Origin of the sequence: Streptococcus sp. HMSC072D07 (assembly GCF_001814835.1) — a bacterium.
Classification (GTDB): Bacteria; Bacillota; Bacilli; order Lactobacillales; family Streptococcaceae; genus Streptococcus.
Genome location: NZ_KV818079.1, coordinates 17039 through 41089, shown reverse-complemented (window position 1 = coordinate 41089; position 24051 = coordinate 17039). Strand labels below are relative to the sequence as shown.

The 24051-nt window shown below is 43.8% G+C and carries 26 protein-coding genes; 9 read left to right on the top strand and 17 right to left on the bottom strand.

The window, feature by feature from the left end:
* Positions 1–60 precede the first annotated feature (60 nt).
* The gene (locus tag HMPREF2991_RS09060) at positions 61–357 is read right to left on the bottom strand and encodes a bacteriocin immunity family protein (protein ID WP_070567848.1); all 297 of its coding nucleotides are present in this window, start codon (positions 355–357) and stop codon (positions 61–63) included.
* Between the two features lie 20 nt (positions 358–377).
* The gene (pepA, locus tag HMPREF2991_RS09055) at positions 378–1442 is read right to left on the bottom strand and encodes a glutamyl aminopeptidase (protein WP_070683907.1); all 1065 of its coding nucleotides are present in this window, start codon (positions 1440–1442) and stop codon (positions 378–380) included.
* Between the two features lie 233 nt (positions 1443–1675).
* Here pepA and HMPREF2991_RS09050 point away from each other — a divergent pair, with 233 nt between their 5' ends.
* The 4 genes from HMPREF2991_RS09050 to HMPREF2991_RS09035 all read left to right on the top strand — a co-directional run bounded on the left by HMPREF2991_RS09050 (position 1676) and on the right by HMPREF2991_RS09035 (position 5400).
* Positions 1676–2635, top strand: a complete 960-nt coding sequence (locus HMPREF2991_RS09050; RefSeq protein WP_070567844.1) for an ABC transporter permease — start codon at positions 1676–1678, stop codon at positions 2633–2635.
* Positions 2625–3581: an iron chelate uptake ABC transporter family permease subunit gene (locus HMPREF2991_RS09045; protein ID WP_070567842.1), complete on the top strand. Its 957-nt coding sequence runs from the start codon at positions 2625–2627 to the stop codon at positions 3579–3581. Before HMPREF2991_RS09050 ends, HMPREF2991_RS09045 begins: the two co-directional genes overlap by 11 nt.
* Positions 3578–4330, top strand: a complete 753-nt coding sequence (locus HMPREF2991_RS09040) for an iron ABC transporter ATP-binding protein (RefSeq protein ID WP_000764283.1) — start codon at positions 3578–3580, stop codon at positions 4328–4330. The genes HMPREF2991_RS09045 and HMPREF2991_RS09040 overlap by 4 nt, the downstream gene beginning before the upstream one ends.
* Positions 4331–4428: 98 nt before the next feature.
* Positions 4429–5400 carry a siderophore ABC transporter substrate-binding protein gene (locus HMPREF2991_RS09035; RefSeq protein ID WP_070567841.1) on the top strand — a complete coding sequence of 324 codons (972 nt, stop codon included), beginning with the start codon at positions 4429–4431 and terminating at the stop codon, positions 5398–5400.
* Between the two features lie 31 nt (positions 5401–5431).
* On the opposite strand, the gene yidD is transcribed toward HMPREF2991_RS09035, so the two are convergent.
* The 10 genes from yidD to HMPREF2991_RS08985 all read right to left on the bottom strand — a co-directional run bounded on the left by yidD (position 5432) and on the right by HMPREF2991_RS08985 (position 11598).
* The gene (gene yidD / locus HMPREF2991_RS09030; protein WP_033606311.1) at positions 5432–5674 is read right to left on the bottom strand and encodes a membrane protein insertion efficiency factor YidD; all 243 of its coding nucleotides are present in this window, start codon (positions 5672–5674) and stop codon (positions 5432–5434) included.
* Positions 5674–6396, bottom strand: coding sequence for a pseudouridine synthase (locus HMPREF2991_RS09025; protein WP_001222214.1), 723 nt, complete (start codon positions 6394–6396; stop codon positions 5674–5676). The genes yidD and HMPREF2991_RS09025 overlap by 1 nt, the downstream gene beginning before the upstream one ends.
* Positions 6383–6952, bottom strand: a complete 570-nt coding sequence (gene scpB, locus HMPREF2991_RS09020; protein ID WP_070683905.1) for an SMC-Scp complex subunit ScpB — start codon at positions 6950–6952, stop codon at positions 6383–6385. Before scpB ends, HMPREF2991_RS09025 begins: the two co-directional genes overlap by 14 nt.
* An 18-nt stretch (positions 6953–6970) precedes the next feature.
* Complete coding sequence (locus HMPREF2991_RS09015; RefSeq protein WP_070683901.1) at positions 6971–7699, bottom strand: segregation/condensation protein A; 729 nt, start codon at positions 7697–7699, stop codon at positions 6971–6973.
* Complete coding sequence (xerD, locus tag HMPREF2991_RS09010) at positions 7699–8433, bottom strand: site-specific tyrosine recombinase XerD (protein WP_306806718.1); 735 nt, start codon at positions 8431–8433, stop codon at positions 7699–7701. Before xerD ends, HMPREF2991_RS09015 begins: the two co-directional genes overlap by 1 nt.
* Entirely contained in the window at positions 8430–8891 is a 462-nt protein-coding gene (gene cbpB / locus HMPREF2991_RS09005) for a cyclic-di-AMP-binding protein CbpB (RefSeq protein WP_000560697.1), read from the bottom strand. Before cbpB ends, xerD begins: the two co-directional genes overlap by 4 nt.
* Positions 8888–9409 carry a metallophosphoesterase gene (locus tag HMPREF2991_RS09000; RefSeq protein WP_001118939.1) on the bottom strand — a complete coding sequence of 174 codons (522 nt, stop codon included), beginning with the start codon at positions 9407–9409 and terminating at the stop codon, positions 8888–8890. Before HMPREF2991_RS09000 ends, cbpB begins: the two co-directional genes overlap by 4 nt.
* On the bottom strand, positions 9385–10356 hold the full coding sequence (locus HMPREF2991_RS08995) for a nucleoside-triphosphate diphosphatase (RefSeq protein WP_070567837.1): 972 nt from the start codon (positions 10354–10356) through the stop codon (positions 9385–9387). Before HMPREF2991_RS08995 ends, HMPREF2991_RS09000 begins: the two co-directional genes overlap by 25 nt.
* Positions 10353–11147 (bottom strand): glutamate racemase, encoded by a 795-nt coding sequence (gene racE / locus HMPREF2991_RS08990; protein ID WP_057489219.1) that lies wholly within the window; start codon positions 11145–11147, stop codon positions 10353–10355. The genes HMPREF2991_RS08995 and racE overlap by 4 nt, the downstream gene beginning before the upstream one ends.
* Positions 11148–11352: 205 nt before the next feature.
* Positions 11353–11598 (bottom strand): YneF family protein, encoded by a 246-nt coding sequence (locus HMPREF2991_RS08985; protein WP_000364984.1) that lies wholly within the window; start codon positions 11596–11598, stop codon positions 11353–11355.
* 331 nt (positions 11599–11929) lie between these two features.
* Between HMPREF2991_RS08985 and HMPREF2991_RS10800 the strand changes: the two genes are divergently transcribed.
* Positions 11930–17053: an SIALI-17 repeat-containing surface protein gene (locus HMPREF2991_RS10800; protein ID WP_083303868.1), complete on the top strand. Its 5124-nt coding sequence runs from the start codon at positions 11930–11932 to the stop codon at positions 17051–17053.
* Between the two features lie 69 nt (positions 17054–17122).
* On the opposite strand, the gene mraY is transcribed toward HMPREF2991_RS10800, so the two are convergent.
* From mraY to rsmH, 4 genes are read right to left on the bottom strand one after another with little or no spacing between them, the layout of a single operon-like run.
* Complete coding sequence (gene mraY, locus HMPREF2991_RS08975; RefSeq protein ID WP_070567836.1) at positions 17123–18103, bottom strand: phospho-N-acetylmuramoyl-pentapeptide-transferase; 981 nt, start codon at positions 18101–18103, stop codon at positions 17123–17125.
* Position 18104: 1 nt separating this feature from the next.
* Complete coding sequence (pbp2X, locus tag HMPREF2991_RS08970; protein ID WP_070567834.1) at positions 18105–20360, bottom strand: penicillin-binding protein PBP2X; 2256 nt, start codon at positions 20358–20360, stop codon at positions 18105–18107.
* A 3-nt stretch (positions 20361–20363) separates the two neighbouring features.
* Positions 20364–20681: a cell division protein FtsL gene (gene ftsL / locus HMPREF2991_RS08965; protein WP_000840795.1), complete on the bottom strand. Its 318-nt coding sequence runs from the start codon at positions 20679–20681 to the stop codon at positions 20364–20366.
* 10 nt (positions 20682–20691) lie between these two features.
* On the bottom strand, positions 20692–21642 hold the full coding sequence (rsmH, locus tag HMPREF2991_RS08960; RefSeq protein WP_070567832.1) for a 16S rRNA (cytosine(1402)-N(4))-methyltransferase RsmH: 951 nt from the start codon (positions 21640–21642) through the stop codon (positions 20692–20694).
* Positions 21643–21804: 162 nt separating this feature from the next.
* On the opposite strand from rsmH, the gene HMPREF2991_RS08955 reads away from it, so the two are divergent.
* The 4 genes from HMPREF2991_RS08955 to HMPREF2991_RS08940 are packed head-to-tail and all read left to right on the top strand — an operon-like array spanning position 21805 to position 23461.
* Positions 21805–21999, top strand: coding sequence for a helix-turn-helix transcriptional regulator (locus HMPREF2991_RS08955; protein WP_070567830.1), 195 nt, complete (start codon positions 21805–21807; stop codon positions 21997–21999).
* Positions 22000–22014: 15 nt separating this feature from the next.
* The gene (locus HMPREF2991_RS10795) at positions 22015–22557 is read left to right on the top strand and encodes a DUF3278 domain-containing protein (protein ID WP_083303867.1); all 543 of its coding nucleotides are present in this window, start codon (positions 22015–22017) and stop codon (positions 22555–22557) included.
* A gap of 10 nt (positions 22558–22567) precedes the next feature.
* Positions 22568–22909, top strand: coding sequence for a hypothetical protein (locus HMPREF2991_RS08945; RefSeq protein WP_070567828.1), 342 nt, complete (start codon positions 22568–22570; stop codon positions 22907–22909).
* Between the two features lie 12 nt (positions 22910–22921).
* On the top strand, positions 22922–23461 hold the full coding sequence (locus HMPREF2991_RS08940) for a DUF3278 domain-containing protein (RefSeq protein ID WP_070567826.1): 540 nt from the start codon (positions 22922–22924) through the stop codon (positions 23459–23461).
* Between the two features lie 113 nt (positions 23462–23574).
* Here the strand turns inward: HMPREF2991_RS08940 and HMPREF2991_RS08935 are convergent.
* Positions 23575–24051 (bottom strand): TipC family immunity protein (locus HMPREF2991_RS08935; protein WP_070683897.1); only part of this gene is annotated, 477 nt, incomplete at its 5' end.

The following is a 24051-nucleotide window of genomic DNA, read 5'->3' as shown; positions in this document are numbered from 1 at the left end:
CATCTCCTCATCAAAAATGTTTTTTCTGACATATAAAAAAAGCTTTGATTCACAATGGAATCAAAGCTTTTTAAAGAGTTCTCCAAACATGATAGCAGAAACTGCAGTGCCCCTATACTTGGCTTCTTCTTTTTTGATAAAGCGTGCCAAGTTGATCAATTCAGGTGCTGGGTGTTTGGGATTGATGAGCAATTCACGGGTGACCAGTCCTGAGAGTCGGACTGCTAGTAATTGCTCATTTGTAGTAGGTAGTTTTTTAGCAGTCTCTAGGAGAGCAGCAACTAAATCTTCACTCAAGCCCTGACGGGCATGGTTGTAGAGATCTCTTATAAGGCTTTCTAGGTTAGGTTCTGCCATCCCGACCACCTCCCTTATGTTTAATAATGTTTAATCAAATCAACCGTTGAACGATCCAATTTTTTCACCAAGGCTTGCAAGAAAGCTTGGGCTTCTAGGAAGTCATCCATAGCGTAGAGAGTTTGGTGAGAGTGGATATAACGAGCGCAGACACCGATGGTTGTTGATGGGACACCACCATTTTTCAGATGAGCTGCTCCAGCGTCCGTTCCACCTTTTCCACAGTAATATTGGTACTTGATGCCAGCTTCTTCAGCCGTTGTCAAAAGGAAATCTTTCATACCTGGGAGAAGCAAATGACCAGGATCATAGAAACGAATCAAGGTTCCATCCCCAATCTTGCCTTGGCCACCGTAGACATCACCTGCTGGTGAGCAGTCAACTGCCAGAAAGACTTCTGGATCAAACTTAGTTGTAGAAGTATGAGCGCCACGCAGACCAACCTCTTCTTGGACGTTAGAGCCAAGATAGAGTTCATTTCCGAGTTTTTGACCTGATAAAGCTTCAGCTAGCTCGCTTACCATGAGGACACCGTAGCGATTGTCCCAAGCTTTTGAGATGATATTTTTTTCATTGGCTGTCAAGATAGCTGAGCTATCAGGGACAATGGTGTCACCCGGACGGATACCAAAACTTTCTGCCTCAGCCTTGTCCGCAAAACCACCATCAAAAACGATATCCGAGATAGCTGGCATAGTTGGTCCACCTGTTCCACGTGTCAAATGTGGAGGGACAGAACCTGAGATCACAGGAATTTCACGACCGTCACGAGTAAAGAGTTTAAAGCGTTGGCTGCTGACCACCATAGGATTCCAGCCACCGATTTCAACGACACGGAAGGTACCATCTGGCTTAATCTCGCTGACCATAAAACCAACTTCGTCCATGTGAGATGCGACCAAAACACGCGGTGCATCCGTAGCTTCTGAATGTTTAATACCAAAAATACCACCTAAGCCATCTGTCACTACTTCATCCACGTGCGGTGTCAACTTTTCACGAAGATAAGTCCGGACAGGCGCTTCGTGGCCTGAGATCGCAGCAAGCTCTGTTACTTCTTTGATTTTTGAAAATAATGTTGTCATATCAGTTCCTTCTTTCTGTCCTCCATTTTACCACTTTTTATAGGAGAAGGATAGTAGGAAATTGGATTAGTTTTTACTAGTTTATCCTATAAAATAGAGGGATAGATATTATTTCAGAAATTTTTCTTTCTTTTTACATTAAATTGTCAGAAAATTTATTGACAGATTAAAAAAATCGTGTTACATTATCTCCAAGGGTATTTTTATACCAAATCTACATGAAAGGACGGGGCATGAAACTCTCTCATATTTTAACAGGCTTACTTCTACTCCTGGTCTTTCTCTCCATTACCATTGGAACCAGTGATTTTTCTTGGGAAAAATTCTTTGCTTTTGACCAACAGACCTGGCTTCTCTTTCAAGAGTCGCGTCTTCCAAGAACCATCAGTATTCTCCTTGCAGCCTCTAGTATGAGCATGGCAGGACTCCTCATGCAGACCATTACCCAAAATCAGTTTGCTGCTCCGAGTACAGTCGGAACGACAGAAGCTGCCAAACTGGGAATGGTGTTAAGCCTCTTTGTCTTTCCGTCTGCGAGTCTGACCCAAAAGATGCTCTTTGCTTTTGGCTCATCCATTTTATTTACCCTCTTCTTCCTGGCCTTTATGACTATTTTTTCTATAAAGGAAAGGTGGATGTTGCCCTTGATCGGGATCATCTATAGTGGGATTATCGGTTCTGTCACAGAAGTTATCGCCTATCGTTTCAATCTGGTTCAGAGTATGACGGCCTGGACCCAGGGCTCCTTCTCCATGATTCAGACCCATCAGTATGAGTGGCTCTTCTTAGGCCTCATTATCCTGATAGCCGTTTGGAAATTATCCCAAACCTTTACCATCATGAATCTGGGTAAGGAAACCAGTGAGAGTTTGGGGATTTCTTACTCCCTACTTGAAAAGCTGGCCCTATTTCTAGTGGCGCTAACGACAAGTGTCACCATGATTACCGTGGGTGCCTTGCCATTTCTCGGGGTCATCGTTCCCAATCTTGTCCGCAAGCGCTATGGAGATAATCTGAGCCAAACTAAACTCATGGTCGCTCTGGTCGGAGCCAATATGGTTCTGGCCTGCGACATCCTCTCTCGAGTCTTGATTCGGCCCTATGAGCTGTCTGTCAGTCTCCTACTAGGAATCATCGGTAGCCTCGTCTTTATCCTACTTCTCTGGAGAGGGGGACAAAAAGATGCCGTTTAAAAGCAAACATACCAAGCTCTTTTGCCTTCTCATTATTCTGGCCATCGGAGCTTGTCTCCTCTACTTTTGGCCCTTCACCCATCTGTCTGCCTTTGCCTGGAAGTTGCGTTCCCAAAAAATCATCGTTTATCTCTTGGTAGCCATCGCGACAGGGATTTCGACCATTAGTTTTCAAACCCTGACGGAAAATCGCTTTCTGACACCAAGTATTTTGGGAATCGAATCCTTCTATGTCTTGTTACAAACCCTGCTACTGATATTTGAAAGCAAATTTCTACAGCTTGGAAAGTCTCCTGTCTTAGAATTTCTAGTCTTGCTTCTGCTTCAATCCCTCTTTTTTCTCGCCTTACAAGGCTACTTGAAAACGCTGATGAAGCAAGATCTGGTCTTCATTCTGCTAATCTGCCTAGCGCTCGGAAGTCTCTTTCGAAATATCAGTACCTTCCTACAAGTTCTGATGGATCCAAATGAATACGATAAACTGCAGAACAGTCTCTTTGCCTCCTTTCAACATCTCAACACTTCCATCCTAGCCATCGGTTCTCTGATCATCCTCGCCTTGACAATCTTTTTCTTTCGAAAAGCAGTCGTTCTGGATGTCTTGCACCTGCAAAGAGAAACGGCTCAGATACTTGGACTCGATGTTGAAAAAGAACAGAGAGAACTCCTCTGGGGCATCGTGCTCTTGACCTCAACAGCCACTGCCTTGGTAGGGCCTATGGCCTTCTTCGGCTTTATGCTGGCCAATCTTACCTACCTAATCGTCAAAGATTATCGACACAAGTTGCTCTTTATCGTAGCCATTCTAATTGGATTTATTAGCTTAACCTTGGGGCAAGCCCTCATCGAACGAGTCTTTGCGCTGGAAATTCGCATCAGCATGATCATTGAGAGTGTGGGTGGCTTCTTATTCTTTATCTTACTATACAGGAGGGCGCGTCGGTGAAACTGGAAAACATTGACAAATCCATTCAAAAACAGGATATTTTGCAAGACATTTCGCTTGAAGTCAGTCCTCAGAAACTGACAGCCTTCATTGGTCCAAATGGTGCTGGAAAATCAACTCTCCTCTCCATTATGAGCAGACTGACCAAGAAAGATCAGGGAATTCTCAGTATCAAAGGCCGTGAAATCGAGAGCTGGAATTCGCAAGAACTAGCCAAAGAGCTCACCATCCTAAAGCAGAAGATCAATTACCAAGCCAAATTGACTGTAGAAGAACTGGTCAGCTTTGGACGTTTTCCCTACAGCCGTGGTCGACTGAAGGCAGAGGACTGGGAAAAAATCCGAGAAACTCTGGACTATCTGGAACTGACCAACTTAAAAGACCGCTACATCGATAGTCTGTCTGGTGGACAGTTGCAACGTGTCTTTATCGCCATGGTACTAGCTCAGGATACTGACTTTATCTTGCTAGACGAACCGCTCAACAACCTCGATATCAAGCAAAGCGTCAGCATGATGCAGATCCTTCGGCGACTGGTGGAGGAACTTGGCAAAACCATTATCATCGTCCTCCACGATATCAACATGGCTAGCCAGTATGCGGATGAAATTGTTGCCTTTAAAGACGGTCAAGTCTTTTGCAAGGGAACGACTGCTCAAATCATGCAGGCTGACCTGCTCAGTCAACTTTATGAGATTCCCATCACGCTGGCTGATATCAATGGCAAAAAGATCTGTATCTATAGCTAACTATTCTGAACTCATGTTAGAGAATCCTCTGTCTCTTAGCTAACAATCCTATATAAGAGACTCCCTAAATCGTTACTATATTTTAAAAAGGAGAAATCATGAAAACATCCCTTAAACTTTATCTCACTGCCCTAGCTGCCAGCTTCTTGCTCTTACTTGGTGCATGTAGTACAAATACAAATTCAAGCAATAGCCAGACAGAGACAAGTAGCTCTGCTCCAACAGAGATAACCATTAAAAGTTCACTAGATGAGGTCAAACTTTCAAAGGTTCCTGAAAAGATTGTGACCTTTGACCTCGGTGCTGCGGATACTATTCGCGCTTTAGGTTTTGAAAAGAATATCGTCGGAATGCCTACAAAAACTGTTCCGACTTACCTAAAAAATCTTACAGGAAATGTCAACAATGTGGGTTCCATGGTTGAGCCAGACCTAGAAGCCATTGCTGCTCTTGAGCCGGATTTGATTATCGCTTCTCCACGTACCCAAAAATTCGTAGACAAGTTCAAAGAAATTGCTCCAACCGTTCTCTTCCAAGCAAGTAAGGACGACTACTGGACTTCTACCAAGACCAACATCGAATCCCTTGCAAGCGCCTTTGGTGAAACAGGCACTCAGAAAGCCAAGCAAGAATTGGCTAACCTAGATAAGAGCATCCAAGAAGTCGCTACTAAAAACGAAAGTTCTGACAAAAAAGCCCTTGCTATCCTCCTCAATGAAGGAAAAATGGCTGCCTTTGGTGCCCAATCTCGTTTCTCTTTCTTGTATCAAACCTTAAAATTCAAGCCAACTGACACCAAATTTGAAGACTCTCGCCACGGACAAGAAGTCAGCTTTGAAAGTGTCAAAGAAATCAATCCTGACATCCTCTTTGTCATCAACCGTACCCTTGCCATTGGTGGGGACAACTCAAGCAACGATGGCGTCCTAGAAAATGCCCTCATCGCTGAAACTCCTGCTGCTAAAAATGGTAAAATCATCCAACTAACACCAGACCTCTGGTATCTAAGCGGAGGCGGACTTGAATCAACTAAACTCATGATTGAAGACGCTCAAAAAGCTTTGAAATAAACAAGAAAACCCAACATCAGGTGATGTTGGGTTATTTTTTTTCTTGATTCCGTTTGAGTGAAAAGTGGTCTGGGACAGGATCTTTTCCTATTGGCGACCAGGGATGGCAACGTAAAATCCGAGCCAAGCCCATCAGAACACCCTTGAAGCCATGTTTTTCAATAGCCTGGATCATGTAGTTGGAACAAGTTGGCTCAAAACGACAAGAGGGTGGAAAGGCTGGTGAGATAAAACGTTGGTAAAAGCGTACTGGAGCTATTAAGATTCGTTTCATTATTTCTTGGTTACAGCCATGGTGTGTAGTTGGCTGATTTCTTTTTTGTTAAGGCGGCGAGATTCTCCCGGACGAAGGCCTGTCAAGTCTAGGTGTCCAAAACGTGTCCGAGACAACTTATCCACTTGGAGACCGACAGCTTCAAACATCTTTTTAACCTGGTGGTTGCGCCCTTCATGGATAGTCAACTGTACTACAGAGCGATTTTTAACTGGATCTACTTTGAGAATCTCATAAACAGCTGGCTTAGTTTTCTTGCCATCAATCTCAAGACCACGAGTTAAGGGACGAAGGTTTTCTTTGTTGGCCACACCTTTAACACGCGCGACATAGACCTTGTCAATCTCATTACGGGGGTGAATCATCTCGTCTGTAAAGTCCCCATCGTTGGTCAAAATCAAGACACCTGATGTATCCCAGTCCAAACGTCCAACTGGGTAAATGCGCTCCTTGACATTGGGCAAGAGGTCCACAACAGTCTTGCGGCCCTTGTCATCTGTCACACTGGAAATCACTCCACGTGGTTTGTTAAGCAGATAGTAGACCTTTTCTTCGTTGTAGATAGGTTGTCCTTCAACTTCAACCTTATCGCCAGCTTTGATAGTGGTTGCTAGTTCACGCACCACTTGGCCGTTGACCGTCACCAAGCCTTGTTTGATCAGCTCTTCTGCTTTTCTCCTACTGGCCACACCTGCGTGGGCAATATATTTATTGATTCTCATCTTCTTCTATCCTTTCACCAAATAATTGGCTTTCTTGGGCTTGAATCTCAAGCTCATCAATCACTGGCAGTTCTTCCAAATGGTTAATTCCCATGTAATCTAGGAAATAATCCGTAGTCACATAGAGGTTGGGGCGGCCCAACACTTCTTTTTTCCCATCTTCTCTTATCAATTCAAAAGCTTGTAGCTTAGCTAGAGCTCCACTAGAATTGACCCCACGAATAGCATCAATCTCAATTCGGGTAATCGGTTGCTTGTAGGCAATGATGGACAAGGTCTCAAGGGCAGCCCGAGACAAACTTTGGTTGATGGGTGCCTTGGAGTATTCCTTCAAAATCGCTGCAAATTGAGGCTTGGTGACCAATCTGTATGCACCACCTGTCTCGATTAGGGACAAGCTCGAATCTTGGTCTTTTTCATGCTTCTGGGCTAATTTTTCTAAACTCTGTTGGATGCCTGTCGGTGGCAGAGAGAGGAGTTCAGCCAACTGGCGGACTCGAATCCCATCTTCACCTGCCACAAACAAGAGCGCTTCTATTTCTGCTAAAGTACTCATCTTTCCTCTCTATCAAGTCTAACCTTGCTCCGCTTGACTTTCTTCCTTCTTTTCCATGAGATAGATATCTCCGAAACTCTCCTCTTGCACGAGGATCAGTTCCTGAGTTTTGATTAACTCTAGGGTTGCCAAAAAGAGGGTAATAACCTCTTGAACATTCTGGGCTTCCTTGAACAAATCCTGTAAGCGCAACTGGTCTCGTCCTGACAAGGACTCTTTTACAATGACCATCATGTCCTCAATCTTATACTCATCCCGCAGGATGGTTGTGTGATTCTGAGCGAACTCCTCTTTTTTCTTGGCTAGAATATTTGAAAAAGCCAAAAAGAGGTCAATGGTCGTCTTGTCATGTACAAGCTCCGCATCTTCGTAAATCAACTCTGTTGGCGCTTTGGAATAGTACTGGGCCCGATCTTGGTGCTTAGCCTCCAAGTGCTCACCCAAGAGCTTGAACTTGCGGTATTCTTCGATTTGGGAGAGAAGGTCCTGCTCTAGGTCATCCTCCAAGTCTGTCACTTCTGCTACCTTTGGCAAGAGCTTGCGGCTCTTGATCAGCATCAGCTGACTGGCCATGACCATATACTCGCCCGTCACTTCCAGACGCATGGCCTGCAGAGTTGAGACATAGGCTAGATACTGTTCGATGACTTCTGTGATAGGCACATCGTAGATATCCATCTGGTACTTAGAAACCAGGTGCAAGAGCAGGTCCAGGGGCCCTTCAAAATCTTTTAATTTAATATCCATTATCTATATTTTTCTAAGGTCAGGACTGTTTTTAATCCTAATTTTTTTGCAATTTCGTACAAATCGACCTTCTTTTCTATCTGTCTTAGAATGAACTGTTCCCGCAAGGCTTGAGCGGATAAGGCGTGGAAACCTTTCTCCTTGGCAAAGGACTCCAGCTGACGAAAGGCCCACTGACGAGAATAGGCTTTCCCTCCCCTTTCAAAGAGATAGGTCTGCCCCATCAAGGGTTCTAGCTCTGGGATTAAGATCGTGGGAATGGTGACAATCCTCTGTTGGGAAGCCTTGTTAATTCGCAACACCTGAAAATCCAGATTGATATCTGCAACCTTAAGGGCTAAAATCTCACTCGGCAAGAGCCCTATTTCCAAGATAAGAAGCGCCAGCAAGCGTCCTTCTGGATAATTACTTTCCTGCCAAAAAGAGTCTAAATTTAGAATCTCTGGCTTTTCAGTCTTCTTTTCAGCTTGTTTGGCTAATTCCAGACGGTAAAAGCTGTCCACTTCTCCTTTTCGATAGAGAAAGTAGAGAAATTGGTTACAGGTCGAAAGTTTTCGCTTCTGGGCGCTGATTTTTAGATTGGCTAGCTGGGCTTGGTAAATCTTAAGACTAGTCTCAGAGATTCGTTCACCTACAATGTCTAAAAATTGCTCCAGATCATACTTATAAGACTGCTTGGAATTGGCAGACAAGTCCTGTTTTTCCTCTAAAAAGGCTGAAATCCTATCTCTCATTTGCATCGAATCTCATATTCCTTACTAAAGTCATGCAAGAGGGCATTAACGGCCTTGAGGATGGACTTGCGCGTGATGATTCCTTGGAAAATTCCTTCACCATCTACCACTGGCAAGAAGGGTTCATCCACCAGTTTATGGAGGACCTCTGTGATGTTATAGTCTGGAGCGACGACTGCCACATCTGTCTTGGTCATATTGACGATGTCTGTCGTTGCCATCTGCTCATCCGTCAAACCTTGCTCCATTTGATAAGCCAAAATGTCCCTCAGACCAATGGTTCCAACAAAGCGTTTGTCAAAGGTCACAACAGGGATACGGGTATAGGTGATTTGGCTCAGCACCAAAATTGCATGGTCAGCGTTATGGGTATCAATCAAGGCTGCTAGATTCTCAGCAGGGGTAAGAAAAGTCTCTTCCTGCTCCAATAAAAATGCTTCAAATTCCTTGGCAATCATCGAGCAAACTCCTTGGACAAGCCTGGATAAACCTCATGGTCACGTGTCAAAAAGTCTACTTTAAAATAGCTGTCATCAATCTCCACTCGAGCATAGAGACATTCTCTGATAGTCCCTCGTGGTTGGCTGATGGAGCCTGGATTTAGAAAAAGAGTCTTGCCTTCCATCCAAGCATTTGGCACATGCAAGTGACCATAGAGACAGATATCGGCATCTTCTTCCTGAGCCCAGTAGTCCAACTTTTGAAAGTTGAAATTGATGTCAAACAAGTGTCCATGCGTCTGGATGATCTTAGTGGGACCAAGTTGAGTCACCAACCGTTCTGGGTAGCCAGCATAAAAGTCCATATTTCCTTTGACGACATGAATGCCTTCCCAGAGCGGAGAGTCTGGACGGAGTTCTGAGTCACCATCGTGAAAAATGGCATCAACTTTCCCCAGATAACGATCACGAATTTCTTCCACAATCAAGCTATCGCCATGGGAATCACTCATTACAATGATGGTTTGCTTTGCCATGATGGAAATACCTCCAAAAGTTTCTTAACGGCTAAGGCACGGTGGGATTGGCTATTTTTTTCTTCAAGGGTTAATTCAGCTGCTGACTTACCTGTCTCTCCCACAAGGAAGAGCGGATCATAACCAAAGCCATTTTCACCCTTGGGTTCAAAGTTGATATAACCTGGCCAGTCAGCTTCAACCACCAAGCTTTCCTTGTTTGGACTAGCTACGACTAGGGTTGTGTGGAATTGAGCCGAACGGTCCTTGAGTTCAAAGACCATGGCCAATTCGTGCAAGAGTTTGGCATTGTTTTCACGGTCGGTTGCTCCCACTCCTGCAAAACGGGCTGACCAAACACCTGGCAAGCCACCAAGGACATCGACTTTGAGACCTGAGTCATCTGCTAGCACCATCTTGCCTGTTAATTGGGAAATCGTTTCTGCCTTGAGGCGAGCATTTTCTTCAAAGGTCATACCCGTTTCAGCAACTTCAGGTAGGTCTGGATAATCATTGAGATTTTCCACATCATAGCCTAGCTTGTCAAAGATAGCTCGGAATTCCTTGGTCTTGCCTTCGTTACGAGTCGCAATCAACAAGGTTTCTCTAACCTTGCTAGTTTCAAAGAAGTCTTGAACATTGACCCCTTCTTTAGGCAATTCTACATGCAGGAGTTGCCCATTTTCAACCAAGAGCAGGGCTCCCTGACGTTGGATGACTTCCAAGTTTCGTCCTGCTTCCGCATTTAAAATCTCAACGATAAAGGAGAGCAGACGGTAGTTAGAAGACCAGCGCATCACCGTTATCGTAATTGGAAAGCCATTTTCCTCATCACGAAAAATCCGCGCTAAATCCATAAAATCAAGATTAAGCGGATCTTTGATGAGACTGTAGATGCCTCCATAGACGTCCCAGACACCGACATACCAGTCCTGGTCGTCCTTGTATTCATAAATTTTGTTTGTCATAATGTTACATGCTCCACATGAATCTCTTTTTCCAGCCATTCTTCCCCAATCTGGGCAAAACTTTGGCTATTGGCTGTTGTGTAAAAACGATGTTGAAGTGGTCCTGCATCTCGGCTACGATTGATTTCAAAATAGTTCAGTAAAACCGAGATATCCCGTACACACTCTGCCCCACTATCGATGAGCTGAACCTTTGGTCCCATGACATTTTGGATGATGGGGCGAAGGAGCGGATAATGGGTACAACCCAGAATCAAGCTATCCACCTTGCCGACCAAGGGGCGCAGGGTTTCATAAACCACTTTCTTGGTCACACTAGTCGAAAGTGCACCTGACTCTACCAGAGGAGCAAATTTGGGACAGGCCAAACTTTCCACCTGTAAGTCTGGATCCAAATCATGGATTTTCTGACGGTAGATGTCTGATTGTACCGTCATGGGAGTTCCAATCACCCCGATTTTCCCACCTTGACTGGACTTGATGGCTGCCGAAGCTCCAGGCAAAATCACACCTAGAACAGGAATGTCTAGTTTCGCCTTGATTTCTTCCCAGACGACCGCAGTCGCAGTATTACAAGCAATGACAATCATTTTGACATCCTTGGTCAAGAGAAAGTTAACCAACTGCCAAGTATATTCACGGATTTGCTCAGCAGGACGGGGACCATAGGGCGCCCGTGCCGAATCTCCAATATAGACGATTTCTTCATGGGGAAGCTGGCGCATGAGCTCACGAACAACGGTTAAGCCACCGACACCCGAATCCAAAAAACCAATTGGTCGATTATCCATATAGTCTTCTTTCTAGTCTTTTTTCTGATTGATAGTTCATCATAATTACTCGTCCTAAATGAACGGATAGACAGCTTGATAGAATGGCAACTGCCTCTCTCTTAATCATAATCAAATATCAATAGAATGCAAGGAAAAAGTCTTATCCTTGAGAACTATTGAACATAGTGAGAAGTCTGGAACTTTCATCCCAGACTTTTCCTATTTATTTCTTTTTGTTCTTAGCAAGGGCTGCTTTTTGTTGGCGGATGATTTGGTGGTAAACTTGTTGTACCTTGGCTTCGCTTGGTTTTTGACCATTTGCACTCAAGAGAGCACGAACTGCGTCAGCGTTCAAACGGGGGTTGTCAGCATATTTTTTTTCGATTTGCTTACGAGCCAAGTAAATCCCTCCAAGAGCTCCCCCTAGAAAAGCTAGCACAATCAAGACAATTGCTAAAAGTAAATCCATTCTTTTTCTCCTGTTTCTTTTTGAGTCTTCTATATTATACCATAAAGTGACTTTCCTGACTAGTTTGTTTTACGCTTTCAAGAGGGGGTTAAGCCAATTCTAAGCTAGTCTTACAATCAAATTGAACTATGAAATTATGAATAATTCCACCCTTTCCTCACTTTCTTCTACTATTTTAAGAAAAAGCAATCTCAAATATGTTTTTCGCCAAAAACCTCTTGACAAATGCTAGATGACCATTAGAATGGGAGGTGAGGAGATAAATAGAAACAAATTAAACGAAATTGCTTTATAAAATGTAAGCGGTTTCGAATACACAAAGGAGAGTTTTATGAAAAAACACTTTTGGGAGAAATCCTGTCGCTATAGCATTCGCAAGCTGACGGTTGGGACTGCTTCTGTTTTACTGGGGGCCGTTTTTCTAGTCAACCACACTGTAGCCGCAGACAGTGTTGAGGTTAAGCAAACTGAACCAACCTCTGTCGAAGCTATCACTAAGCCTGATAGTGAGCCCAAAGCAGCTGAAGCTACTGAAACTACAAATCCGTCTCAAGCCGAGAGTCCAGTAGTTTCCGAAAGCAAGCCAGCTGTGGAGACTCAGACAACAAATAGTCAAGCTAGTGAAGAAGCCATTGTAGAAGCTAAAGAAAATAAGGAACCTGAAAAAACAGATCAGCCGGTGACAAAGCAAGAAAACTATCAACTCAACTACGATCAACCAACAGCTCCCTCCTATGATGGATGGGAAAAACAAGCCCTTCCTGTCGGAAATGGAGAGATGGGAGCCAAGGTTTTCGGTCTGATTGGGGAAGAGAGAATCCAGTACAACGAAAAGACCCTCTGGTCAGGAGGACCACAACCCGATAGCACCGACTATAACGGAGGAAACTACAAGGATCGCTACAAGGTCTTAGCAGAGATACGTAAAGCCCTCGAAGCTGGTGATCGCCAAAAAGCAAAACAGCTAGCTGAACAAAATCTAGTTGGACCAAACAACACCCAGTATGGACGTTACCTAGCCTTTGGTGATATCTTCATGGTCTTTAATAACCAGAAGAAAGGACTAGATACTGTAACTGATTATCACCGTAATCTAGACATCACCGAAGCCACTACGACCACTTCTTACACCCAAGATGGGACGACCTTCAAACGCGAAACCTTCTCCAGCTATCCTGACGATGTCACCGTGACCCACTTGACCAAAAAAGGAAACAAGGCACTTGACTTTACCCTTTGGAACAGTTTGACAGAAGATTTGCTTGCTAATGGCAACTACTCTTGGGAATATTCCAACTATAAGAATGGTCATGTCACTACAGATGCAAACGGAATCCTTCTAAAGGGAACTGTCAAAGATAACGGCCTCAAATTTGCATCCTATCTAGGAATTAAAACGGATGGAACAGTTACTGTTCAGAATGAGACTCTAACCGTCACTGGCGCAAGCTACGCAACCCTCTATCTCAGCGCCAAGACTAATTTTGCTCAAAATCCAAAAACCAACTATCGAAAAGACATTGACCTCGAAAAAACGGTTAAGGGTATTGTAGAAGCCGCTAAGGCCAAAGACTACGAGACACTTAAAAAGGCCCATATCAAGGACTATCAAAGTCTCTTTAACCGCGTTAAACTAAACCTAGGTGGAAACAAGACTGCTCAAACGACAAAAGAGGCCCTTCAAGGCTATAACCCAGAAAAAGGGCAAAAATTGGAAGAACTCTTCTTCCAATACGGCCGATATCTACTCATCAGTTCGTCTCGTGATCGGACAGATGCCCTTCCTGCCAACCTACAAGGAGTCTGGAATGCTGTAGACAATCCACCTTGGAACGCTGACTATCACCTCAATGTCAATTTGCAAATGAACTATTGGCCAGCCTACATGAGCAACCTTGCTGAAACATCCAAGCCAATGATCAATTACATTGACGACATGCGTTACTATGGCCGTATCGCTGCCAAGGAATACGCAGGTATCGAATCCAAAGACGGACAAGAAAATGGTTGGCTGGTCCACACCCAGGCGACACCATTTGGCTGGACTACTCCAGGTTGGAATTACTATTGGGGTTGGTCTCCAGCAGCCAACGCTTGGATGATGCAGAATGTCTATGACTACTATAAATTCACCAAGGATGAGACCTATCTCAAAGAAAAGATTTATCCAATGCTCAAGGAAACAGCTAAGTTCTGGAATTCCTTCTTGCACTATGACCAGGCCAGTGACCGTTGGGTGTCTTCTCCATCCTACTCACCAGAACACGGAACCATCACTATCGGAAACACCTTTGACCAATCGCTAGTCTGGCAGCTATTCCACGACTACATGGAAGTTGCCAACCATCTGAAAGTGGACCAAGACTTAGTCACAGAGGTCAAGGCTAAATTTGACAAACTAAAACCACTTCACATCAACAAAGAGGGACGCATCAAGGAATGGTACGAGGAGGACAGTCCCCAATTCACCAATGAAGGGATTGAAAATCAACACCGCCACGTTTCCCATCTAGTTGGTCTCTTCCCAGGTACGCTCTTTAGCAAGGACCAAGCTGAATACCTAGAGGCTGCGCGTGCAACCCTCAACCACCGTGGAGATGGTGGTACTGGTTGGTCTAAGGCCAATAAAATCAACCTCTGGGCTCGTCTGCTGGACGGTAACCGTGCCCATCGCTTACTCGCTGAACAGCTCAAGTATTCAACCCTAGAAAACCTTTGGGATACCCACGCGCCTTTCCAAATCGATGGCAACTTCGGAGCAACCAGTGGGATGGCAGAAATGCTCCTTCAATCACACACTGGCTATATTGCACCATTGCCAGCCCTTCCTGATGCTTGGAAAGACGGTCAAGTTTCTGGATTAGTTGCCCGTGGTAACTTTGAAGTCAGCATGAAATGGAAAGATAAGAACTTGCAAAGCTTGTCCTTCCTTTCAAATGTCGGTGGAGACCTGGTTGTAGATTATCCAAATATCGAAGCTAGCCAAATCATGGTCAATGGCAAACCAGTCAAGGCAACGATCCTTAAAGATAATCGTATCCAGCTTGCAACGCAAAAAGGTGACGTCATTACCTTTGAACATTTTCCTGGTCGTGTAACCAGCCTGACAGCAGTTCGACAAAATGGAGTCACTGCCGAACTCACCTTCAACCAAGTAGAAGGCGCTACCCACTATGTCATCCAAAGACAAGTAAAAGACGAATCTGGCCAAACCTCTGCAACTAGAGAATTTGTAACCAATCAAACCCACTTTATCGACCGATCACTAAATCCTCAACTCGCCTATACTTATACTGTAAAGGCTATGCTGGGCGAGCTTTCCACACAAGTATCTGAACAGGCAACTGTAGAAACTCCTAGTGAATTGATGGATGACCGAGACAGTCGCATCCAGTACGGGGCTGCCTTTGGAAACTGGGCAGACTCAGAATTATTTGGAGGAACGGAGAAGTTTGCTGATCTTTCAAAAGGAAACTACACAGACGAAGACGTGACTGCTACTATTCCTTTCAATGGTGTTGGCATCGAAATCTATGGACTAAAATCGTCCGAACTAGGTCTTGCTACTGCTAAAATTGATGGCAAAGAAGTTGGCGAACTTGATTTCCATACTGCTGGGGCAACTGAAAAAGGCAGCCTCATCGGTCGCTTTACAGGATTGTCAGACGGACCTCACACATTGACTCTTAGTGTTAAACGTGAACACAAAGGACGAGGAAGTGAACGCTCGAAAATTTCATTAGACTACTTCAAGGTCCTAGCAGGAACAGGCAACACGATTGAAAAGATGGATGATCGCGACCCGCGCATCCAGTATGGTGCCCAGTTTAAGGACTGGTCTGACCCTGAACTCTACGGTGGTACAGAAAAATACGCTGATATTAACAACAGCGACTCTAGTGCGGCTTCAGAAGCTCAGGCAACTATTTCCTTTACAGGGACGGGCATTCGTATTTATGGCTTGAAGAGCCTTGCCCTTGGACGAGCACGTGTTACACTAGATGGCAAAGAAATGCCAAGTCTAGACTTCTACACTTCAGGTGCAACTGAAAAGAGAGCTTTTATTGGCGAATTTACAAACCTTACTGACGGTCCGCACACCTTGACATTACAAGTTGACTCAGATTCGCCAGAAGGTCGCAAGAAAATCTCTCTAGATTCCTTTGATATCATCAAAGCCCCTGCTATTGGTATAGATAGTCCAAGTATCGCACCTCTTAAGGAAAATGACAAAGAAATTTCCTTAACCCTACCATCTGGAGACTGGGAAGCCATCGCTGTAACTTTCCCAGGTGTCAAAGATCCTCTAGTATTGCGCAAAGTGGACGAAACGCATCTGGTTACAAGTGGGGATCAGACCGTGCTATCAATCCAAGACAATCAAGTTCAAATGCCAATCCCTGAGGCTACTGATCGACAAACTGGAAAAGCGATTGAAGCTTATGCCATTCAAGGAACTACCACAAGTAGCCCGGTCGTAGCTGTCTTTACTAAAAAAGATAAGAAGAAGGTTGACGAGAGCCAGCCAACTACAAGTAAGGGAGACGAACCAGCTCCTACTGTTGAAATTCCGGAATACACTAAACCTATCGGGACTGCAGGGCAAGAAGTGCCACCCACTGTAGAAAAGCCTGAATACACCGAACCTATCGGAACGGCGGGGCAAGAAGAGTCTCCTACTGTAGAAAAGCCTGAATACACCGAACCTATCGGAACGGCAGGGCAAGAGGAACCACCTACAGTGACAATTCCTGAATACACTGAGCCGATCGGAACGGCAGGGCAAGAGGAAGCTCCTACTGTTGAAAAACCTGAGTACACCGAGCCTATCGGAACTAGTGGGGATCAGGCTGCTCCAACCCTTAGCCTTCCTGATTATCCAGTTCGAGTCTTAAAAGATAAGGAAACTGGAGTAGAAATTATTGGTGGAGTCAGTGACCTAGAAGGAATTTCTCACATCTCTAGCCGACGTGTCCTAGCTCAAGAACTCTTTAGCAAGACCTATGATGCTTACGACCTACAACTGAAAAATCCAACAGATCATAGTTTGCAGCCAAAAAGCTCTGTCTTGGTTCGCTTGCCTATTTCAGCTAGCGTAGAAAAGGTCTATTATATTACTCCGACCAAGGAGTTGCAAGCCCTTGATTTCGACGTTCGAGAAGGAAAGGCAGAATTCATCACTAGTCATTTCAGTACCTATGCTGTCGTCTATCAAGCTGCTGGAACAGCCCCTAGTACAGATGAAAAACCAAGTACTTCAGATACAGAAACCTTGGCACACGAGGCTGAACAACTTTCAGCTAGTCTGATCCCTGCGAAAACTGGAAATCATTCTCCTAAAGAAGAACTTCCAGCAACAGGAGAAGCGTCCAACCCACTCCTCTTCTTAGCAGGACTCAGCCTAGCCCTTACAGCTACTTTTATGTTAAAAGGAAGAAAGGATGACTCCAACTAACCTTTAAGCACACAAAAACAGGATGAAGATCACCTTCATCCTGTTTTATTTTGTCATCAAAAGTTAGTTTTACAGTAAGTATAAAAAGGCTAGGGTCAAGAGACTTGCTAGGAGCCCAACTCCCCAAAAGAAGAAGTCAACCTTCCACTCGCTCCAAGGATTGCCCTTGCCTGAGAATCCTCCAAGCTCGAAATGGTGATGCACAGGTGTCATACGGAAAATACGCTTTCCACCACTAAGTTTGAAGTAGGTAACCTGCATCATAACAGAGCTTGTCTCAAAGACATAGATAATCCCAATCAACAAAAGGGTCCATTCTTGGTGGAGGGCCATAGAGATTGCTGCTAGCATCCCACCAAGAGCCAAACTTCCTACATCTCCCATGAAGATCTTGGCAGGTTTGTGGTTAAAGACGAAGAAACCTAGCAAACCACCAATCATGGCAAGAATCACAAGAAGAATATCCAATTGATTTTGCATATAAGCAATCACACCGTAGGCCGATAAGCTAATCACCACGGAAATACTCGCTAAGCCATCAATCCCGTCAGTCAGATTCACCGCATTGGAAAAACCAACTAGCCAGAAAAGGGCAAAGAAAATATAGAAAAAACCCAAATGAACTTGGTAGCCAAAAACTGAAAGCATATCGCCACCACGCTCATAAAAGAGGTAGAAAATCACTCCTCCAAGGAGCTGGAGAGCAAGCTTTTGCTTAGGATTCAAGCCTTCGTTGATCTTACGAAAGACCTTGAGGAAATCATCCAGAAAACCTACCAAACCATACAACACCAAGATAAACAAAATCATGCCTACATTGTTGGTCAATTGTTGGGTAAAGAGAGCAATAAGAAAGCTCACAACTACTGCAACGATAAGGAAGACAAGACCTCCCATGGTTGGAGTCCCAGCTTTAGCTTGGTGTTGTTTGACATCCTCGTGCATCTGCTGACCCGTAATCTGTGCTTTTCGATAAAATCGGATAAAGGCTGGAATGCCAATCAAGGTCAATAGAAAGGCTAGAATTCCAGCACTAATGGAACTAATCATCTTAATCTCCTAAAGTTACTTTCATTTTTTTAAGGTCTTTTAGGGCTGTATTGGCACGGACACTTTGTTTCTTGACCGTTTTGCCACTACCTTCCCACTCGACTTCTATATTCAGCCATTTAGCAAATGTTTGCACATTTTCATCTGTCCAGCCGTACATATCAGGCATTTCTTCGACCTTATCTGACAGGATCAAGATCTGCTGATTGGCTTCCAAATTATCTCCTTCAGAAACCGAGAGTTCCTTGATCTTGGTTCCTGTTCCGATAACAATTGGTTGGACCAGGTTTCGGCGCAATTCTTCTGCTAGGTCACCCGGAGTAAAGTCTTTGGTAGCCGGCATAGCATAGCTTGTCGTCTTGCTGACCTGATCTAAGCTCTTGGCAGTTGACTGAAGATTGAGGGATTCTTTCATAGCAGAGGCTCTCTCAAGGATTGGGTTGGCAAACTCTCCCAGCTGAACGCCTGAATAATGCTCTGGCTGTTGCACCGTTACATAGAGGATAAAGTCAGGATTTTCTGCAGGATGCATCGACACAACAGAGAAGATATAGTTGGTTTCACCTGTCAGGTAACCCCCATTCTTCTCATCGGCAATCTGAGCAGTCCCTGATTTGAGGGCGACATTCTGACCTGGAACATTGACATTTGGTTTTCCTGTACTGTGGTTGTACATGGTACCGTAGACAGGATCTGTTCCGACCATGACCATATGCTCCCGAGTAGAGGACGCTGCTGTTTTTGACACAGGATTTCCGACGATTTCCTTTTGAGACTTACGAACAGACTGGTCATTGGGGTCATAGAGGGCACTGATAAATTTCGGTTCCAACATAACCCCATCGTTGGCAATAGCTGTAAAAGCACGTAGCATCTGGGTCTGCGTTACAGAAATCCCCTGACCAAATGCACTCATGGCAATATTAACAATATTATCTGCAGGCAATTGACCTGAATACTCATCAGTCAGACCAAAACGCGTCGGCACCCCAAACTTAAAGCGATTGAGATAATCGAGCCAAGTCGCATCTCCCATTTTTTGTTCAAGTAGACTCATTCCAACATTACTGGAGTGAGCGAAACCTTGTGAGAAAGTCATCATCCCACCAGTAGTCAAACCATCATTAACATCCCAATCTCGAATCGTCGCATCCGCTATTTTTAATTCACTGCTATTGAAGTATTCTCCACCTGGGAAGGTATTGTTGTCAATAGAAGAAGCTAACGTCATGACCTTCATGGCTGATCCTGGTTCGTAGTTACTTTGATAGAGGATATCACGCCAGACAAAGTCTTTTGTGATGCCATCCTTGGTATCTGCATTAAAGGTCGGCCGTTGGGTCGTAGCCAGGATTTCCCCTGTTTTAGCGCTAACCAAGGTAGCCGTCATATACTTGCCTTTTACTTTTTCCTGGAAGGCATCCATCTGGGTTTCCATAAAGGATTGCAAGGGACTAGAAAGGGTTGTGTAGACATCTTTTCCATCTACTGTTTGTTGAGAAGCTTGATCTGTACCCGGAACAATATTTCCCAGACGATCTTTCTCATAGGTGATGATCCCATCTGTACCCGCCAGAATGTTATTTAAAGAACTCTCCAATCCAGATGTCCCAATCAAACGTTTGGTCCCATCCTCATTTTCATGGAGTTGCGCTAAACCGATAAAGGAAGAAGCAAACTGTCCATTGGGATAACTGCGGTTAGGGCTAGTTGTAAAGTCAACTCCCTCCACGCCAGCAGTTTTTAGGTCATTTTTAATGGCCATCATATTGGCATAGGTAATCCCATTTCCCTTGGTACCAAAAGATACCTGTTTTAGATCTGGTTGAGAAAGCTGTTCTTTGACATAGGACTCTTCCATATCCAGATACTTATGGAAAATTTCAGCTACCTTATTAAATTGAGAATCCTCTACATAGAGAATTTTGCCTGTTGCTGACTTGTAGGTCTTGTCAATAACAGCATAGATATTATAAGAAGTTGCATCCTCAGCAATAGGTGTCCCATTTCGATCATAGATGGTTCCCCGTTTTGCAGGAATCGTCTTGGTTGTTTGATGGACCTTGTTGGCTTCTTGAACCAAGTCCTTACCAAATTTTTTACCCGTTCCGATAATGACCGCAAAGTTGACCAAAAAGACCGCGAAGAGTATGACAGCCAATAAACTCAGGCTTTTTCCTACTCTTCGACGATTTTCTTCTGGAGATTTACGGTTACGAACGGCATAACGGATGATTTTTTCTTTCCACTGTTTCATTTTTTACTCCGCTGCTCGGATATTTTCGTTATTCAGCTGCAAATCCTTGGAGTTTGCAATTTCTTTCAAACGTTCTGAACGAATCAATTCATTGACCTCTTGCTTGGCATCGTCTAGCTCGGTTTTCTTTTCTTCGATTTGAGCATTGACCTTGGTCAGTTCATTCTGAACTTGTAATAGCTTGGTCTGCATAAACACAACGCTAATTGCCAGGATAATCATTGTTGCAGCAATCGAAACATAGAAGGCCTTTTCCACACGTGAAAAACCTTTGAACTTCGTTTGCAATAACTGGCTTGTTTTTTCGATTCTTTCTGCCATGTTTTTCCTCTTACTTGTGAATTTTTCTAGCCACGCGCAACTTGGCTGAATGCGAACGATTGTTGGCTGCTAGCTCTTCAGCACTTGGCAAGATTGGCTTGCGGGATACCAATTCCATCTTGGGCTTAAGGTCATCTGGAATGAAGGGCAAGCCTTTGGGAACTTCCACTGTTGAAGCTTCTTTAAATAGTTGCTTGGTCAAGCGGTCTTCCAGCGAATGGAAGGTAATGACCGAGATTCTACCATCCAGAGCCAGCATGTCCATGGCCTGCTGGATGGATTCATCTGCAGCGCCCAGCTCATCATTGACTTCGATTCGGATAGCCTGGAAAATCTGCTTGGCAGGGTGCCCCTTTTTCTTGAGCTCCTTGGCAGGCTTGGCCGACTTGATAATCTCTGCCAACTCCGTCGTTGTCTCAATTGGTTTCACCTCACGCGCTTGCTCAATCTTACGGGCAATCTGTTTAGAAAACTTATCCTCACCATACTTGAAAAAGATCCGAACCAAGTCATGATAGTCATAACGATTGACCACCTCATAGGCCGTCAGACTAGCTTCCTGATTCATCCGCATATCCAGTGGCGCATCCTTTTTATAAGAAAAACCACGTTCACGCTGATCCAGCTGAGGACTGGACACCCCTAAGTCATAACAAATTCCATCAATTTCCTGGACACCAGCCTCCTGCAAACGTGCCTGCAAATGACGGAAGTTGTCCTTGATAAAGGTTACCATCCCCTTTTCGATATAGGGTGCCAACCGTTTTTGCGCATTATCAATGGCATTCTGGTCCTGGTCAAAGGCATAGAGATGCCCTTTTTCGCTCAATTTACTTAATAAATATTCGCTATGGCCTGCTCCGCCCAAAGTCGCATCAACGTAGATACCGTCAGGTTTTACGTCAAGCATATCAATCGTTTCATGAAGCAAGACCGTTACATGATGAAATTCTTTTGTCATATCTTATCTATTTTACCACAAATCTGACCAGCTTGCACTTGTCAGACAAGGCTAAGTTTCTTCGAAAATAATTCTCAAAAATATGTCATATATACTTGACATCTCATCTCCAAAAGAATATAATGTAGTCAAATATATACGACATATCAGAAAGGAGACCCTATGAATCGTGTCAAAGAATTCCGCAAGGAACTGGGTATTTCTCAGCTCGAGCTCGCCAAAGATATCGGTGTCTCGAGACAGACCATCAACATGATTGAAAATGACAAGTACAATCCAACCCTGGAACTCTGTCTCAATCTCGCCCACAGCCTCCAAACTGACCTTAACAGTCTCTTTTGGGAAGACGATTTTTAAAAAAGGAGCAAACAAATGAAAAAAGAAACTCTCACTGAAAAACTCATCAAACGCATATACGGTATTTCTGGTCCCCTTGACGAACACAAACGGCGCGAGGCCGATCGTATCGGGAATCAGGTCTTTATTGTTCTCTTTTATCTGATGATATTTGGCAACCTCATCCCCTTTGTCCTTGCTTATAAATACCCGCAAATTGTCGCTATCGGCTATCCTCTCGTGGTATTTAGCATTTCGATGATGGCTGCCCTCTATGTAGTCTCTCAAACCAAGAAAACGGGCATCACAGCTATTGATCCCGAAATGCTGAGTCAAAAAGAAAGTAAAAAGCTACATTTTCCGGGTCTAAAAGCCGGTCTGATCTACGGCATAGCGATATTTTTTATAATGCCACTCATCGATAACCTAACCAGTGAAAATCCAAATTTCATCAGTTCTCTTCTGAATTCAAAACATATTTTAAAAACTATACTGGGAGCGTTCTTTTTTGGACTGATGATGCAAATTATCGTCTCTCTTCGCATTCAAAAGGCCAAGAAAGACCAAGAAGACGACTAGGAGGTGCCTTATGAAATCACTAGCTAAACTACTGATCAGTCATGTTTTTATCAGTATCTTTGTTACCTTTTTCCTACTTTCTGGACATATTGAGCATCCTTTCTTGATTATCTTTCTTTTATTCCTTCCTGTATTGAACAAGGGACAGAGATTCCAGAAAATCCAATCAAAAAAAATACGTCTTCTAAACGCATCTCTCTGTTTTATCCTCGTATCCTTTCCACAACTTTTAACAAATCCTATGGATTGGAGATACCTGGTATTTCTAATAATCTGTATCATTTTTAGTTTGGTTTACTTCTATACTCTCTATCAACTCTTTAAAGAAGTCAATCAAAAATCGCTCATTTAGGAGGTTACTCCCATGAAAAAAGAAGATTTCACCACTCGCTTACTTAAACTATTCTTTCACATACAAGGGCCTTTTGATGAATGCCGTCAAGAGATGATTTACAAGGCTTGTGCTCGTGCCTTGATCCAAATCGTTTACTCCTCCCTCCTACTCTTCTTGTTCTATCTCCTATTTGGACGCTTCATAGAGTTGGTTCGAGATGCCACGCCCTACCTCTATTTTGGACTTATCTTCGTCCTCTCATCTAGGGCGAGACTAGCAGTTCGCAACTTACATTTAGACAAGGATGACCTGTCCGAAATCCATCACAAAAGCTACAGCAAAAGCCAGATTAACCTTCGTAGTTGGGGCGTATTTATCAGTATTCCAATTGGCTTGTTTGTCTTATCAGCCTTTCACAAACTCTTTGTTCAGCATCTCCCCCTCAATACCTTTTGGGACAACCTCTCCCAGTTCGATAAAACGCTCCCTTTACTAGTCTTAGGTTTGGGAATTGGTGCCATCTTTGGAAGCATGACCTACGCCTTTTTATCGGAACACGTTAAAAAATAGAGCAAGATTCGCTAATTTTTTAATTTATAGGCAAAGAATCCCACCTAGTTCGTTCTAGGTGGGATTTCCACTTCAATTCATAGGATATTTTCCAAAATATCTACTGACCCTCGTCACCAATTCTCCCACTGGGTTTCAATCTTGACCTCACCATAGTTGCTTGGCGAGTACTTACTGTCATAAATGGTACACCAGTCTTTTAAGACTTTTTGATTGACGATTTCGTCGAAGTCTTTCTCTAATTCTTCTTTGGAAATATTATTTTTTCTTAAATATTCTCTTACTTTTTCTTCATCATCAATAAATTGACCTGGCTTCCTTGGCTCTTCAAAAATCGCAAGCTCCTTTTTGAGTACTTTCTTTTTTATGTTATAGTGCACCGAATACCATAGGGTAATATTCGAATCAGTCTTTCTTTCAAAAAGAATCAACACCCCCTTTATCCCTTCTCCAAAATTAAGGTTAATGGTTATGTCACTATATCCTTTGGGCAGAGTTTCATACTTTCCAAAAGGAGTATAGGATATATTGGGGTCATCACTTGGCCAACCGGCCCTGATTTTAAACCCATCTATGTTTCTTAAAATATT